This is a genomic window from Vibrio cincinnatiensis DSM 19608 (assembly GCF_900167345.1).
Lineage (GTDB): Bacteria > Pseudomonadota > Gammaproteobacteria > Enterobacterales > Vibrionaceae > Vibrio > Vibrio cincinnatiensis.
On record NZ_FUXB01000014.1, the window covers coordinates 95,653 to 111,011 of the forward strand.

A 15,359-nucleotide genomic window follows, 5' to 3' on the forward strand; every position below is an offset into this window, starting at 1 on the left:
TGAACCACAAAAAGAGGTTAGCTTGCGATTTTGGGATCAAGTGGGCTGATATAGCCTTTAGGTTTGAGTGCTAATACATCACAATTAATTTTATCAATGACTTGTTCTGCGGTATTACCAATAAAGACCGCCGATAGCCCAGTTCGCCCGGTTGTTCCTAAAATTACCATCGCAGCATTCAGTTTTTCCGCGGCTGCAGGAATAACGTCTTCCGGCAATCCTTGTTGAACAATGGTCTGTTCTTCATTCAATCCATGTTTTTGCCGTAATGCTTTCATGGCAGTGAGATGATGGCCTCGCACTGCATCGGTATAAGTCGTTGGATCAAATTCAGGTAATTCAATGGTGATATTGGCTGGCGTTACCGGATAAGCATTCACTAAATAAGGTGTGGCATCTAACCGAGCGGTTAAGTTGAGTAATTGATCAACCATAATATCGTTCAACTCAAGGTGCGTTTCAACTTCTGACCCCACATGTACAGAAGCGAGAATATTGGCCTGCTCAGGCCAATCAGCATTCTTAACCAGTAAGACCGGGGTTGGGCATTTACGTAATAAATGCCAGTCAGTGGGAGTAAAAATGACCGATTCTAAAATATCATGTTTGCGGGTGCCTTTGATAAGAATGTCATGTTCGCCAGAGAAGACTTCAGCAATGATCGCTTCATAAGGGCGGTTATGCCAAACGACTTTCACAGAAAATTGGATAGAAGAATCCACATAGGCTTCGGCCACTTTCTTCATCCACTTTTCTCGTTGGTGGATAACCCCCCGGCGCATGGCATCACGTTCATCTATCGAAAGCATAGAGGTCATATCATAAGAAAAATCATAAATCGACATGAAGAAAGTGATTTGGCTAGGTGAGCGACTTTTGGCTGCTAACTGAACTGCTCGTGCAAGTGCAGGTTGCTCATCATGATTAATATCTGCAACCACTAATATTTTATTGTAGATGCTCATAACAGACTCCTTATGTGTGGAGGCGGTTTTAGGACTCACCAACCTTAGAGTTACTTTAGCGCAGTTAGAGCAAGAGTTTTAGCGAATAAGAGAAGATTTTTGGGAAAAGTATGATGTAGCTCATTAAAGAGCTACATCATTGAAGTTATTTAGATTCTTTTGATACACCCGCTAATTGCATGAGAGCATCATGGTCTAAGATAGTGATGTATTTACCTTTTACGCTCAAAATTTCAGACTTTTGAAAACGACCTAATAAACGGCTGATGGTTTCAACCGTTAAACCTAAGTAGTTACCAATATCGCCACGAGTCATCGTTAAGCGAAATTCACGAGGGCTAAAACCACGTTGAGAAAAGCGAGTTGATAAATTATACAGAAAAGCCGCTAGACGTTCTTCCGCATTCTTTTTAGAAAGCAGGAGAATCATTTCTTGATCACCTTTAATTTCATTACTCATCAAACGCATAATTTGCTGCCGTAACTTTGGCATTTTTCCTGATAAGTCATCAAGAATTTCGTAAGGGATTTCACAAACCATGGACGTTTCTAACGCTTGAGCAAAACTAGGATGGGAGTCTTCGGTAATCGCATCAAAACCAACCAGATCTCCCGCAAGATGAAAGGCAGTAATTTGCTCATCACCTTGTTCGGTAATGGTGTAGCTTTTAATGGTTCCTGAACGTATCGCATAAAGTGAGCGAAGAACATCGCCGGCTTTAAACAACTCTTGCCCTTTTTGAATTGGCTTCTTACGCTCAATAATTTGGTCAAGCTGATCTAACTCTGACTCGTTTAAGGTAAACGGAATACAAAGCTGACTAATGCTACAGTCTTGGCAGTGAATAGCACAACCACCAGATTGAATACGCTTTGCAGCAGGCTTATCAGAAATCATAGCAACCTTTCACTAAATTGATATACATCAAGATTCTAACATCCATTAACTCTAAAGGATAGTCTAAAAGCAACGCTCACTTTTCGATTAAGAGAGAGAACGCAATATTTCTACCGCCCCATAAGCGGTATAAAAGCCATATAATATAATCGAGATTGCAGCTAGCTGGCGAAAAAGAAGGGATTGCTGGAACTGTTTTAATTTTGCCATGCTGGTTCCCATGAGCAACATAGCCGGGAATGTCCCAATGCCAAATGCGCCCATAATAAAGGCTCCGGAAAGGGCACTACCGGAAACCGCGGCCCAAGTCAGTATGGAATAAACAAGCCCACAAGGTAACCATCCCCAAATAAATCCAAATGGGAGAGCTTGCCAACGGTACTTTAGTGGTAAAAACTGACGACCTAATGGTGAAAGGTACTGCCACAGTTTTTGCCCTAAGATTTCTAGCTTTAATAATCCAAACCACCAACGGCCAATGTACAGGCCTAACATGATCATGAAAACAGCAGCCAGTAAACGCAACCAAATTAGAGATTCGTTGATGCTCGCTAACTGAGAAATGGAAGCCGTTACCCCACCAATCAGTGCACCAAATACCATATAGCTCGTAATACGGCCAAGATTATAGAGAATCAGTGTGGGCAATACAGAGGTAGAGGAGGGGTAACCTATGGTTAATAATGAACTTAATCCACCGCACATTGCCACACAGTGTCCCGTTCCCAGAAGGCCAATCACGAATGCTCCGAGAAAATCAGGCGTGATCATTGCTGATTTTCCGTCTGTTCTGGCGTTTTTCCTTCTTGTGAATGAGCGGTTTCTTCTTGCTTTTGAGCTTCATCATCAAACAAAATATTGTGTCCTTGACGTTCAAGATCTTCAAACTGATCATGTTTGACTGCCCAGATGAAGATCGCACAGGCAAGTGCGGTAAATAAAATGGCTGCCGGAACCAATAGAAAAAAACTATCCATGAAACTTCAATAACCTCATCGAGTTAGCTATCACCACTACCGAGCTGACGGACATTCCCAAAGAAGCGATATAGGGGGGGACATAACCCATTATGGCTAGAGGTAGAATGAGTAGGTTGTAGAATAAGGAAAGCCATAAGTTTTCTTTGATGATTTTTCGAGTTTTAAAAGCAAGTTCTCGAGCTTTAAGCACATTACTGAGTTTATCATTCAACAAAACCATATCGGAAGAGGCTTTTGCTACATCCGTTCCTCCTCCCATCGCTACGGAGAGATGGGCTCCAGCCAAGGTCGGAGCATCATTGATACCGTCTCCGATCATTAATGTAATGCTATCATCCGGAAGAGAGTGTAGATAGTGTAATTTTTGTTCTGGTGATACATTAGCAATAACCTCTTCAATGCCCATTTCATCCGCTACTCGTTGAGCATTAAGTGCGTTGTCTCCGGATAAGAGGGTTAAATGAATCCCTGATTTTTTAAATGCGCTAACCATCGCTAAACTGTCGCGGCGAATGGGGTCTTGATAATAGAAAGAAGCAATCAACTGCCCATCATAACTGAGGTAGAGACAGTCGGGTTCTTGCTTTTGATTGGCGAAGTCTAATGCAGATAAAGCAAATGTTGCTGAACCTAAACGAATTGGCAATCCTTGATATATTCCTTGAAGACCACTGCCTATCACATTTTCCACCTGTTCGACTTGATACTCCGAATCTGAAAATGAAGTAAAGGCTTTGGCTAAAGGATGATTGGCATACTGTTCCATGCTCGCTGCCATCGCTTGGCACTGTTGAGGGGTAAAACGTAAATCATGAACTTGTGTACGGGATATTTCGACTCGACCTTCTGTCAGCGTACCCGTTTTATCCATAATAAAATGGTTAACACGGCAAAGTGTTTCAAAAACGTGCCCTTTACGAAGTAAAATACCAAAATGACTGAGGCGAGAGGTTGCACAGGTAATCGCGGTGGGGGTTGCTAAGGCAAGGGCACATGGGCAGGTTGCGACTAACACAGAGAGCATGATCCAAAAGGCATCTTCAGGACGGTAGAAATGCCAAAATAACCAAGTGCCAGCCCCAATGACTAATGTCGCAATCACAAAATAACGTGAAATAATATCAGCAATTTCAGCAATGCGTGGCTTACTCATTTGAGCGTTATCTTGCATTCGCACAATATGAGAGATCATAGAATCGGCCTTATTTTTGGTGACCTGCATGTCAAAGGATTCGTCTCCATTTAAAGTCCCAGCAAAAACCACATCTCCTCTCGCTTTTGCTACTGGAACGGATTCGCCTGTGAGCATCGACTCATCCACATAGATCTGGCCTGAAATAATTTCTCCATCAGCAGGGATACTTTCTCCTGGTAGAACGCGTAGCTTATCCCCAACCTTGAGTTCTCTTACAGGAACTTGGGTTCCATCAGATAAAGCGGCAAAAGTGGGAACAAGTTTGAGAAGATTGGCACTATGAGCGGAAGCTTCACGTCGAGCTTTCATCTCAAAATATCGTCCAAGTAATAAGAAGAAAGCGAACATGGTGACCGCTTCATAGAATACTTCGCCCGATTGATTAACGGTAGCCACAATACTTGCGACATATGCCATGATCATTGCAATTGAAACGGGAATATCCATGCTAGGCGCCCGCGCTTTCACACTCCTCCAGGCATTTTCATAGAACGGCCATGCCGAATAAAGCATCACTGGGGTCGCAAAGAAGAGGCTAACGATTCGAAAATAATGTTTAAAAGCTTCATCTAAATCAGAAAACACCTCTAGATAAAGAGCGACGGCAACCATCATCACTTGCATAGATGCGATTCCCGCAACACCAATACGATATAAATATTGTCGAGTCGCGCGATGATATGCTTGCTCTTGAGCATCTTGCTCAAAAGGTGAGGCTTTATAGCCTAAACTTTGGAGTTGGGTGATCAGTGAGCTCAATTTAGTTTTTGTGGGATCCCAAATTAACCGAGCTCGGTGGGTAAGCGTATTAACACTGACTTCCGCAATACCCGATTGCTTAAGCATATGTTTTTCAATTAGCCAAGCACAGGCGGCACAAGAAACACCTTCAAGGCTTAAGGTGACTTCATGGTATTGGTTATGTTTAAAGACAAACTCATCTTGAATGCGTTCATCATCATAATGTACTAAGTTTTTGACCGCATCAGGGACGAGGTCCAACTTTTCTGCGGTTGTTTGCCGATATTGATAATAGGAAGAGAGCCCACTTTCTAAAATGGTTTGTGCAATAGCCTGACACCCGGGACAACACATCTCCCGAGGTTCACCTAGAATCGTTACTATAAATTGGGTATCGTCTGGGACATCTTCACCACAGTGATAACACGCTTTATTCATGGGTTTAATTCATTAATTGAGTTTCAGAAACAACAGGGAAATCCACTCGGCCTTGAATTAACCATTCATTATCATGAGGGGATAGCTCTAGAAACCACGGCCCAGAAAGTGTTTCATCTAACTTGACACGGTAGCGACCTTGAAAATCAGCCGTGATCAATTGGGTGAAATCTCTATCAGGAAGGGTTCGGTGGGCAAACATGGCGTGTATCGCAGGATAATGGGTTAACTTGCCTTTATCTAGCTGTATGAGTACATCATTACCATCAGAGCGGATCTCTGCATATAATTCATATTGCTTGGCGATATTGACTTTAGAGAGATCGATATTAATACCTTTCCCTTTTTTATAGTAATCTTCAGTGACCATATCAACCGAATTTTGATAAAAAATAAACACAACAATTAAAGTCCAGACAACAACAGATGCCGGAAGAATGATGAGAAACCAAGGCCAGAATTGTTTATACCAGGGCTGCTGCATAGATAGCCTCTCTACTACATGAAGAATATTAGAAAGAATCAGCCCCGAGAAGGGGCTGAATAGAGGAGTTACTTCATCGCGTCTGAATTACTCAGGCTCCAAACATAGGCTGAAACCAATTGAACTTTATCTTCACCTAAAATATCGAGCCATGCGGGCATAACGCCGGAACGACCATACATGACGGTTTCAGTCACCTCAGCTCGAGAGCCACCAAATAACCAGTTTTGATCGGTTAAATCTGGAGCACCTACAGCAGGGTTACCTTTACCATCAGTGCCATGACATGCGGCACAGACAACAAAGCGAGTTTTTCCTGCTTCAGCTTCACGAGCATTGACAGAGCGTCCAGACAGGCTCAGTGTGTAACTAACGACTTCCTTAACGCCTTGCTCACCTAATGCCTCTTTCCAGCCAGGCATCTCACCAATTCTACCGTGGCGAATCGTTGTAATGATTGCTTCAGGTTCTCCACCATATAGCCAAGCATTATCGGTGAGGTTAGGGAATCCTTTTTGGCCTCGCGCATCGGAACCATGACATTGTGAACAGTTCTGTAAAAATAACCGCTGTCCGACATTTAAGGCATCAGGATCATTTGCAATGTCTGGTAAAGAACGTAATTCATTTTTACCCTCTTGATAAGCTAGACGTTGAAAGGCTTTACCAAAATGTCTTTGAGCATCATCCAATTCCTTAGCATATTGTACCAACACACGATTTTCTTGTGCTTTAGCGATAGATGCTTGGGACTCACTCAAAGAGCGAACGGTTTGATCTGAACTTTGCCATCCAAGTAACCCTTTGAAATTACCTAAACCGGGATACAGTGCTAAGTAAATGGCAGCAAAAACAAACGTTCCAATAAATAAATATGTCCACCACTTAGGCAGTGGGTTATTGATTTCTCGGATGCCATCATACTCATGGCCCATATCCTTGCCTTCTTCTATGCCCATTTTGTCTTTTAAACACCAAATGAGCAGAGCAGCACAGCCAAGCAGTGTCCCTACAGTAATGACAATTATCCAAAGACTCCAAAATGTGGTCATTGCTTGGTCTCTCCTTGTTTAGTCGAGGAAGATGACTCTTCATCAGCAAAAATAAGGTTAGCGGCTTCTTCAAAACGAGCTTTGCGTTTTTTTCCATAAGCCCACCAAACCACGCCGATGAAAGACACAAACAGCACTATGGTCCAAATACTGTGAATCGTACCGATATCCATAACGATTTCCTCTATTTCATTGCATGCCCAAGAGATTGAAGATAAGCGATGATGGCTTCCATCTCGGTTTTACCTTGGACCTCTTGTTGAGCATTAGCGATTTGTTCATCAGTATAAGGAACCCCAAAACGGTCTCTAAAGAGTGTCAGTTTCTTCGGAGTATAAGCACCATCTAGGATATTAACCGCCAACCATGGATAAGCAGGCATATTGGATTCAGGTACTAATTCACGAGGATTAATTAAGTGAATACGGTGCCACTCATCAGAGTAACGCCCTCCAACACGAGCAAGATCTGGCCCTGTTCGTTTTGAACCCCAGAGAAAGGGATGTTCCCAAACCCCTTCACCAGCTACCGAATAGTGACCATAACGCTCTGTTTCAGATCGAAAAGGGCGAATCATTTGACTATGGCACACATGACATCCTTCACGAATATAGATATCACGACCTTCCATTTCTAATGCGGTATACGGCCTTAAATTATCAACAGGTTCGTTGGTTTGTTGTTGAAATATGAGAGGGGTAATTTCAACCAAAGCGCCCAAACTGATAGCAAATACAATTAAAATAGCCAGCAAGCCTACATTGCGTTCAACAATTTCATGGCGGTTTTTAGAGTTGTGACTCATTCTCTCAATCTCCTTATACCGGCTGAGGAATAGCTTTTAAGCTATCTTTTGGAGCGGCAATGGTTTTATAGGTGTTATAAGCCATAACAAACATACCTAATAAGAAAATAAAACCACCGATAAAACGAACGGTATAGAAAGGGTAAGAGGCCTGAACCGATTCAACAAAGCTATAGGTAAGTGTGCCATCTGAGTTAACCGCTCGCCACATCAAACCTTGCATGACCCCAGAGATCCACATTGCTACGATATAGAGCACGGTTCCAATCGTCGCTAACCAGAAGTGCATATTGACCAAACCGACGGAATACATACGGTCTTGCCCAAACAGGCGAGGAATAAGGTGGTAGACCGAACCAATCGACACCATAGCAACCCATCCCAATGCGCCAGAATGAACATGTCCTACTGTCCAATCAGTGTAGTGGGAAAGCGCATTGACCGTTTTAATTGACATCATTGGCCCTTCAAAAGTTGACATTCCATAGAATGAAAGTGAAACAATTAAAAAGCGCAAAATAGGATCATAGCGTAATTTATGCCAAGCTCCGGATAACGTCATAATACCATTGATCATTCCTCCCCAAGAGGGAGCAAAAAGCACCAATGACATCACCATTCCCAGTGACTGAGTCCAGTCCGGCAGCGCAGTATAATGGAGATGGTGAGGACCAGCCCAAATGTATAAAGAAATCAAAGCCCAGAAGTGTACAATGGATAAACGGTAAGAATAGACAGGACGCTCAGCTTGCTTAGGGACAAAATAGTACATCATTCCTAGAAAACCGGCGGTTAATAAAAATCCAACCGCATTATGCCCATACCACCACTGTACCATGGCATCAACCGCTCCTGAATAAATGCTGTATGACTTCATCATGGATACAGGAATGGCCATACTATTTACTATGTGTAGAACAGCCACGGTGATAATGAAAGCACCAAAGAACCAGTTTGCGACATAAATATGTGATGTCTTACGCTTAACGATCGTTCCAAAAAAGACCACCGCATAAGCGACCCAGACGATAGCGATCAAGATATCGATAGGCCACTCTAATTCAGCATATTCCTTACTGGTGGTATACCCTAAAGGTAAGGAGATAGCGGCTGCAACAATAACTGCCTGCCATCCCCAAAAGGTAAAGGCCGCAAGTGGACCACCAAAAAGACGAGTTTGACAGGTGCGTTGCACCACATAATAAGAGGTGGCGAATAGGGCACTAGTACCAAACGCGAAAATTACCGCATTCGTATGCAGAGGACGTAACCGGCTGTACGTCAACCACGGCGTATCAAAGTTGAGCTGTGGCCACACTAATTGAGCGGCTATCAAAACACCCACAGCCATACCGACAATACCCCATAAAATGGTGACTAGGGTAAATTGACGAACGACTGTATAGTTGTAGTTTTGTTCAAGCTGCTGTTCTTGGCTCATTTGCATGCTTCCAATTTATAATTAACTACACTTTACTTCCAACACGACTCATGTCGTAATGCCACCAAGTCCACAACAAAATTAATGGTTATCAACACTTTAATAATAGTTGCTGACTTTATAAAAAAGTGGCATTTTCCGGACGTAACTATACTGCATTTAACAATTCAATGACAGAGTTGTAACCTTACTATTGTTCAGGGCTTGCTTTTTTATTTAAAAAGTTTGAAGTTTGTTACATGGAGAACATAAAACAATGCCACCAGAAACACTTACAAAACACAGGTTTGCTCAAATAATCATCACCTTAGCTATTTTGGTTGCCGCTTTTACTTGGCGAACGTTAACGCATAGTGACGTTGTCACCATGCATTGTGTTGCTAACCCAACTTGTTCTTTAGATGTAAATGGAAAAACATTGACAGTAACAAAAGGAGACACAAACTATGATGGCTATCTCCTCTACCCTGTACATAATGAGTGGACAATAAAACCGGAAGGACAAAGAGTGGGAGATGGAAAAACAGTACTGATGAATAAAACCACACAAGAAATCACTATCCTTGAGTTAGGCATCAAAATACGGATCTTATGATAAGAGATAAGTATAAAAATTATCATCTCAAGTGAAGATCATGTATAACAAGCAAAGAACTTTTTAAGCCCATTTACTGATGCGATTAATTACCGCTTATTCTCACCAAATTATCCCCAAACAGGCGATCAACCATCTAAAAGAAGAGGTTAGTCAAGAAGGGCTATCTAGCCTTATTTGCTACTATTCCGAAGAATATTCAAGCCATGAAATACAGTACGCCCTAACACAGGCTTTTCCAGGAATACCAATGATTGGTTGTTCATCTTGTTTAGGGGTCATGACAGATAAAGGTTATCATCCTGGCCCAGTCATTGCTCTTATGGCTATTTATGACTCTTCGTTTAGTGCCTATGGTACAGGGCTGGTTGAGCTTGATGATTGCTGTGATTATAAAAAAGCGACCCAGAAGGCGATTCAACAAGCCTTGATTGCTTCCAATCGTGTCGGAGAGGTTCCAAGCCTCATCATTTTACATTCAACTCCTGGCAATGAAGAGCTTTTTATTGATGCTATTGATGAAACATTCGGCGCACAAGTCCCCATTATTGGAGGAAGTTCAGCCGATAATCATATCCAAGAAAAGTGGTCGATTATCACTCAAGAAGGGTGGAGTCAACATGGTATTGCTATGCAACTTTTCTTCCCTTCAAAGCCCCTAATTACAGGGTTAAGTGCTGGATATTCACCCACTGAATTTGAGGGAGTTGTGACGAAAGCGGCCGGCCGTTGTATCGAGCAGATTGATGGAGAAAGAGCCGCTGACATCTATAAAGAGTGGATAAGTGATCATTCTAGCCTACAAATTAATGATGAATACCTTTTCCAACACGTCACTCGTTTCCCTATAGGACGGATTGCTGGTTATGTTCACCAACAAGCCTATTATAAATTATCGCATCCGATACGAATGACAAAAAATGGAGGGCTTGAGCTATTTTCAACCATTCACCAAGGTGAAACGATCACTTTAATGAGTGGTTCTAAAGATCAGCTGGTCAATCGAGCTTCAAAAGTTATCAAAGATGTAAATACGCAAAATTATCATGAATCACTTCTGCTTGGCGCTGTCATAATTTATTGTGCAGGGCCAATGCTACAATTAGGCCACGAAATATTGACCGTCTACCAACAATTGACTAAAGACATGCGAGGTCAACCTTTTATCTGTCCTTTTACCTTTGGAGAACAGGGGCGTTTTGTAAGTGGTGAGAACGCACATGGCAACCTGATGATAGCCTCGGTTATTTTTTATGAATCAGAATAACGATCAATGATGGAACAAGATAGAGTTGAACAGTTAAATGAAACGCTACTAGAGCTCGAACGAAGTAAAGAACGAGAACTTAGGCTAGCAGAAGAAAACAAAGTCATATTAGCGGCCATTTCTGCGCTAAGCCATGCTGATAATAAGTATCAGATATTCGAAGAATTAAAAAACGTTCTTCACCGATACATTAAGTTTGATGATTTTGTTGTTATCTCTAAGCCCAAAGAAAACATCACCTTTGCTACTTTTCTTGCGTCAAACCAAGCTTTTCAAGAAAAAAACTGGTTGAATGGTGATAAATTTCAACGGGTATTAGAAGGTGAATGCATTATTCTTTTTGAGCCAATTAAACTTGACGAGTTTCGTAGCCTTAATCCTTTTCTTAAAAATCAAATAAAATCCGCACTATTTACTGGCATTCGCACCCAAACGAGTGATTCTATTTTACTACTCTTAGGCAATAGAAAAGGGCAGTTCAGTTTAGAAACAAAAGCGACACTGCAACGTTTTCGTCCATTACTTGAACGAGCGATCAACGATATTGAGCATAAAGAAGAATTACAGCGCCTCGTTGAACTAAAAACACGAGAGTTATTTGTCGCCCAACAGCAAGCAGAGCAGGCTAACCAAGCGAAATCTCAATTTTTAGCGATGATGAGCCATGAATTAAGAACCCCCCTCAATGCCGTTCTTGGTTTAATTGACATTCTACGTAAAGACTCTAATCGTTATCAGCAAGATTTACTTGAGCAAATGGAAGACTCTGCGGAACTTTTATTGGTGATAATTAATGATATTTTAGACTTAAGCCGTATAGAATCGGGGCACTTCAAGTTACACTGTCACTGGGTGCAGTTACATAAACGATTAATGCATGCTCTCGAATATCATCACAAAGCAGCAGAAAGCAAAGGTATTCGCTTTAATGTTCGCACCTCAATCTGTGATCACTATGAATATTGGGTGGATCCTGTCAGGCTCATACAAATTTTATTCAATATTATTGGTAATGCTATAAAGTTTACCCACATTGGTCGAGTTGACGTTTCATTGATCACCGCTCGAGATCAACTCCTGATTGAAGTGAAAGATACCGGAATTGGCATTGATAAGCATAGGCTTGAGCATCTGTTTTCACCTTTTATTCAGGCAGACAGTTCTATTACACGTATTTATGGTGGCACTGGGTTAGGGCTCGCAATAACAAAACATCTAGTTAAGCTAATGGGGGGGGAAATATCCGTACAAAGCATCCTTGGTGAAGGTAGTCATTTCACTATTTTATTACCCGTGCAATCCCGTACTAGTTGCAACGAGAGTAAATCTTCTTCAGATGTCGTTCTGCACCAAAGAAACATGCCACAATTAACGGCTAAAAATATTCTTGTTGTAGAGGATACAAAAACGAATCAGGTAGTGATTCAGCTTATTCTATCACAAATGGGTTACAACGTAACTATTGCAGACCATGGATCTCAGGCGATAGAACTGATTAGAAATAACCGTTCCTTTGATCTGATTTTTATGGATATTTCAATGCCCATTATGGATGGAATACAAGCAACCAAACAATTAAGATCTAACAATATTCAGACACCTATCATTGCACTTACGGCTCATGCACTGCAAAGCGATCACCAAATATTTCTAGAGGCGGGTATGAATGATGTCATTTTAAAACCAATACGAAGCCAAGAATTACAGCGCCTGGCTCAGTTTTATCTACATCAGAACTGATGAGCGTTCACTTGAAGATGTTTTCCTAATTAGCTTAATTGGTCAGTGATGACACAATTAAGCTAATTATATACTTTATGGTAAATTGATTATGTTTAATCAAAGTATCGTAAAAGAGTAGCGTTTCCTATAAAAGCATACCTGTAATGGTTCCTGTATTTAACATAACCTACATAATGCGCACTAATTCACTAGAGTTTGGTTAGTAGTATCGGCTTTAAATGACTGGCGTAAGTTTCATTGCAAAAGTCACAACCACACATTTGACCGCCGCATTCACAGAACTCGTCTTCATTATGCAACTCAGCGGTAAAAGGAACAATCGCGCTACAATCACCACAAATACAAAAACGAATCTCTTTAAGCTGGCTCATAAGAAAACGTCCTTTCATTAATGCTTAAACGTCAGTTTTAAGCGAGAACGATAGTTAACAATATTAGCTACATGGGATGACGAAATTTCAAATTTTTCGGCTATTTGACGGCATGTTAACCCCTCTTCAAAAAGCGTTCTAATCAACTCTACATCATCATCAGAAAGCTTAGCCATATGGGAGTTCTCTCCTGAATAACGATGTTTAAGATTCAGTTTTTTAGTTGCTCTATCAACCAAAGACGTCACAGAGACACCGAGATGAGCAGCCATTGTAGATAACGATTTTTGACCATAGTAACGACGGATATAGAAATCTTCCTGACGATTATAATAATGGTACTTCGAAAAACAAAGGCGGCTCAATTTGCTACGAACGGCATCATGTGAACGCCCCATTGCAATGGCAATTTCAGAAGATCTTAAGCCTTGCAAATAGAGCGATTTTAGCCGAGAAATATCGTCCTTAGTCCAAAGCCTATGACCATTTTTTTTTGCTAAGTTTTGTCCTAGCTCTATTCTCTTATCGAGAGATATTTTGCAAAGATCATGAATAGACATAATAAAGCCTGAATATAAAGAAATAAGAAATGGCCATAGGCGACGTTGAAACCTAAAGCCACTAATAAACGTTAAATATCAGTAAGTTCTAATGGCTCAATCAACATACCGTAACGTTTCAACTCCAAAGCACCGTACTTATTAACAACAAAGCTAGAGGAATGTAATGTATAGAATCCTGCGACATACGGGGGTTGTCCTTCTTCAAGTTGTAGTTTCATTTCGACAGGGAACTTACCACCTAGATAGGCATAGGCTACTTGTTCATAGATAGTTCGAGCTGGCTTATCTTCTTTGGCTGGAAATGTGCGTATTTCAAACTTGACATTTTCCGGAAAGATTTCGATTTTTAGCATAATATTTCCTTGTTATTCAGTGAAATAGTTGAAATGCGAGAGGCTCTAGTGGCTATGTGTGCCTACCGCCTTGCAGGCAGCAAGCACACATAACCACTAGGCTACCGCTCGGAATGGCAATACATTTGACTGAGCAACAACAGGAAGTTGATACCAGTCAGGAATAGAAAGAGGTTTAACCTCAATGACTTCTGAGCGCTTTAAGATTGGACACATACGGCTTACATCGAAAGGGCGAGAAATATCGATGCCAATTTGTTTCAGACGAGCCTTATGTTCATAAAACTGTGACTGATTTAAGATTTCTCGTAAATCGGAGCCATGTTGCCACATGGTGAAATAACTTAGCGTCGTATTAGCTTTACGAAGCGTATCAACCGCACCCGCCTCAACAAGCTGATGCGCTATGGATTGGTGAGTGTCATGCGTTGCGTGTAGTGTCTTCATGGCGTTCTCTATGTCTGTTAAGTGTGCGTGAAAGTCTTGTTCGGTTACCAAGCCATAAAACTGTAAATTGTGACGTTTTAATAATTTCTGTCTTAAACTGTGCTCTTCTCGTACTACGCCTTGCTGTTTGCAGTAGGCTATGAGTTGTTCCACATATTGAAGTTGTTCTAGTGTTGTTCCGTCTTTTTTACGCTTGTTCTTTTTAAGGTGTTTAGTTAGTTCAAAAGCTTTGCAATAGAGTTTTGTCATTGCCCATTCTGAAGCTTCGCCCCAGTTGCAGGTCATACCATTTGGGTAGAGTTTGGGCTCGCGGCCTCGCCCTATCTGCATAGAGGACATTCCGCGGATGAAAGATGCCTCCTTCCCCTGTCCCACCATGTAATTTCGTGTCCAGTCAATAAGTGTAATTTCGGCACCGTTACCAACCAGAGAGGAGGATTTTCCATCTGGTGATTGGCGATGGAAAAGACGAGTATTTTTAGTGAATGGTGGTAATTCGTATTTAGCTAAAACGTGATTATAAATATCTACACATTCATCAAGAGTCTTTAAACCAAAGAGATTATCCATCCGCTGCCAACGCGATGGGTTTCCCTCAACCCTGACCCGGTTACCATTACAACGAATCGTTAATTTTGTACTGTAAGAGCCCTCTAAAACCTTCTGATTAACATTTGGTGGTAACTTCTCTCCAGTTTCCATATCGATGCGCTCAATAACATGCATCCCAACGAATGGTAGCCCACCGTCAGGATAATCTTGTTGCATGAAAAGCTGGTCGATAAAGAACACTAAAAAAACCTGTCAAGTATGATTTTTCATACTTTAAACTATACAAATGCACATGTAAACTCTAGGTGTCAAAAAGTAGATATATAATCAAACAAAAGGATACCTAGGAATAAAAATAATGCTTAAAGATGTACTAAAAGAAATGCGTGAGCGTAAGCAGTTAAAGCAAAGTGAAGTAGCGGAACACGTAGGTGTAACGGCTCAAACTTATATGAAATGGGAAAATGGT

The 15,359-nt window shown here is 41.3% G+C and carries 18 protein-coding genes; 4 read left to right on the forward strand and 14 right to left on the reverse strand.

Annotation, left to right across the window (positions count from 1 at the left end; genetic code table 11):
• Nucleotides 1-17: 17 nt before the first annotated feature.
• The 10 genes from uspE to ccoN form a co-directional block, all read right to left on the reverse strand.
• A complete protein-coding gene (gene uspE / locus B5D54_RS13435; RefSeq protein ID WP_078927059.1) occupies nucleotides 18-965 on the reverse strand; it encodes a universal stress protein UspE in 948 nt (315 codons plus the stop codon).
• Between the two features lie 145 nt (nucleotides 966-1,110).
• The gene (gene fnr, locus B5D54_RS13440; protein ID WP_078927060.1) at nucleotides 1,111-1,863 is read right to left on the reverse strand and encodes a fumarate/nitrate reduction transcriptional regulator Fnr; all 753 of its coding nucleotides are present in this window, start codon (nucleotides 1,861-1,863) and stop codon (nucleotides 1,111-1,113) included.
• A gap of 87 nt (nucleotides 1,864-1,950) precedes the next feature.
• Nucleotides 1,951-2,631 (reverse strand): sulfite exporter TauE/SafE family protein, encoded by a 681-nt coding sequence (locus tag B5D54_RS13445; protein WP_078927090.1) that lies wholly within the window; start codon nucleotides 2,629-2,631, stop codon nucleotides 1,951-1,953.
• Complete coding sequence (gene ccoS / locus B5D54_RS13450; protein WP_078927061.1) at nucleotides 2,631-2,840, reverse strand: cbb3-type cytochrome oxidase assembly protein CcoS; 210 nt, start codon at nucleotides 2,838-2,840, stop codon at nucleotides 2,631-2,633. Before ccoS ends, B5D54_RS13445 begins: the two co-directional genes overlap by 1 nt.
• Nucleotides 2,833-5,217, reverse strand: coding sequence for a heavy metal translocating P-type ATPase (locus B5D54_RS13455; RefSeq protein ID WP_078927062.1), 2,385 nt, complete (start codon nucleotides 5,215-5,217; stop codon nucleotides 2,833-2,835). The genes ccoS and B5D54_RS13455 overlap by 8 nt, the downstream gene beginning before the upstream one ends.
• Before the next feature lie 4 nt (nucleotides 5,218-5,221).
• A complete protein-coding gene (locus B5D54_RS13460) occupies nucleotides 5,222-5,701 on the reverse strand; it encodes a FixH family protein (RefSeq protein WP_078927063.1) in 480 nt (159 codons plus the stop codon).
• Nucleotides 5,702-5,769: 68 nt separating this feature from the next.
• Entirely contained in the window at nucleotides 5,770-6,753 is a 984-nt protein-coding gene (gene ccoP, locus B5D54_RS13465; RefSeq protein WP_078927064.1) for a cytochrome-c oxidase, cbb3-type subunit III, read from the reverse strand.
• Nucleotides 6,750-6,926, reverse strand: coding sequence for a cbb3-type cytochrome oxidase subunit 3 (locus B5D54_RS13470; RefSeq protein WP_078927065.1), 177 nt, complete (start codon nucleotides 6,924-6,926; stop codon nucleotides 6,750-6,752). Before B5D54_RS13470 ends, ccoP begins: the two co-directional genes overlap by 4 nt.
• Before the next feature lie 11 nt (nucleotides 6,927-6,937).
• Nucleotides 6,938-7,558, reverse strand: a complete 621-nt coding sequence (gene ccoO, locus B5D54_RS13475) for a cytochrome-c oxidase, cbb3-type subunit II (RefSeq protein ID WP_078927066.1) — start codon at nucleotides 7,556-7,558, stop codon at nucleotides 6,938-6,940.
• Nucleotides 7,559-7,571: 13 nt separating this feature from the next.
• Nucleotides 7,572-8,999 (reverse strand): cytochrome-c oxidase, cbb3-type subunit I, encoded by a 1,428-nt coding sequence (gene ccoN / locus B5D54_RS13480; protein ID WP_078927067.1) that lies wholly within the window; start codon nucleotides 8,997-8,999, stop codon nucleotides 7,572-7,574.
• Nucleotides 9,000-9,255: 256 nt separating this feature from the next.
• On the opposite strand from ccoN, the gene B5D54_RS13485 reads away from it, so the two are divergent.
• From B5D54_RS13485 to B5D54_RS13495, 3 genes are all read left to right on the forward strand, one after another.
• The gene (locus B5D54_RS13485; protein ID WP_078927068.1) at nucleotides 9,256-9,594 is read left to right on the forward strand and encodes a hypothetical protein; all 339 of its coding nucleotides are present in this window, start codon (nucleotides 9,256-9,258) and stop codon (nucleotides 9,592-9,594) included.
• Nucleotides 9,595-9,673: 79 nt separating this feature from the next.
• The gene (locus tag B5D54_RS13490; RefSeq protein ID WP_078927069.1) at nucleotides 9,674-10,861 is read left to right on the forward strand and encodes an FIST signal transduction protein; all 1,188 of its coding nucleotides are present in this window, start codon (nucleotides 9,674-9,676) and stop codon (nucleotides 10,859-10,861) included.
• 9 nt (nucleotides 10,862-10,870) lie between these two features.
• Nucleotides 10,871-12,601, forward strand: coding sequence for a response regulator (locus tag B5D54_RS13495; RefSeq protein ID WP_078927070.1), 1,731 nt, complete (start codon nucleotides 10,871-10,873; stop codon nucleotides 12,599-12,601).
• 191 nt (nucleotides 12,602-12,792) lie between these two features.
• On the opposite strand, the gene B5D54_RS13500 is transcribed toward B5D54_RS13495, so the two are convergent.
• The 4 genes from B5D54_RS13500 to B5D54_RS13515 all read right to left on the reverse strand — a co-directional run bounded on the left by B5D54_RS13500 (nucleotide 12,793) and on the right by B5D54_RS13515 (nucleotide 15,130).
• Nucleotides 12,793-12,975 (reverse strand): hypothetical protein, encoded by a 183-nt coding sequence (locus B5D54_RS13500; RefSeq protein WP_078927071.1) that lies wholly within the window; start codon nucleotides 12,973-12,975, stop codon nucleotides 12,793-12,795.
• Nucleotides 12,976-12,992: 17 nt separating this feature from the next.
• On the reverse strand, nucleotides 12,993-13,535 hold the full coding sequence (locus B5D54_RS13505) for a hypothetical protein (protein WP_139364786.1): 543 nt from the start codon (nucleotides 13,533-13,535) through the stop codon (nucleotides 12,993-12,995).
• 71 nt (nucleotides 13,536-13,606) lie between these two features.
• Nucleotides 13,607-13,891 (reverse strand): single-stranded DNA-binding protein, encoded by a 285-nt coding sequence (locus B5D54_RS13510; RefSeq protein WP_078927073.1) that lies wholly within the window; start codon nucleotides 13,889-13,891, stop codon nucleotides 13,607-13,609.
• A 96-nt stretch (nucleotides 13,892-13,987) separates the two neighbouring features.
• The gene (locus B5D54_RS13515) at nucleotides 13,988-15,130 is read right to left on the reverse strand and encodes a phage/plasmid replication protein, II/X family (protein WP_078927074.1); all 1,143 of its coding nucleotides are present in this window, start codon (nucleotides 15,128-15,130) and stop codon (nucleotides 13,988-13,990) included.
• A 109-nt stretch (nucleotides 15,131-15,239) separates the two neighbouring features.
• Between B5D54_RS13515 and B5D54_RS13520 the strand changes: the two genes are divergently transcribed.
• A partial coding sequence (locus B5D54_RS13520) for a helix-turn-helix transcriptional regulator (RefSeq protein WP_139364787.1) occupies nucleotides 15,240-15,359 on the forward strand: 120 nt, incomplete at its 3' end.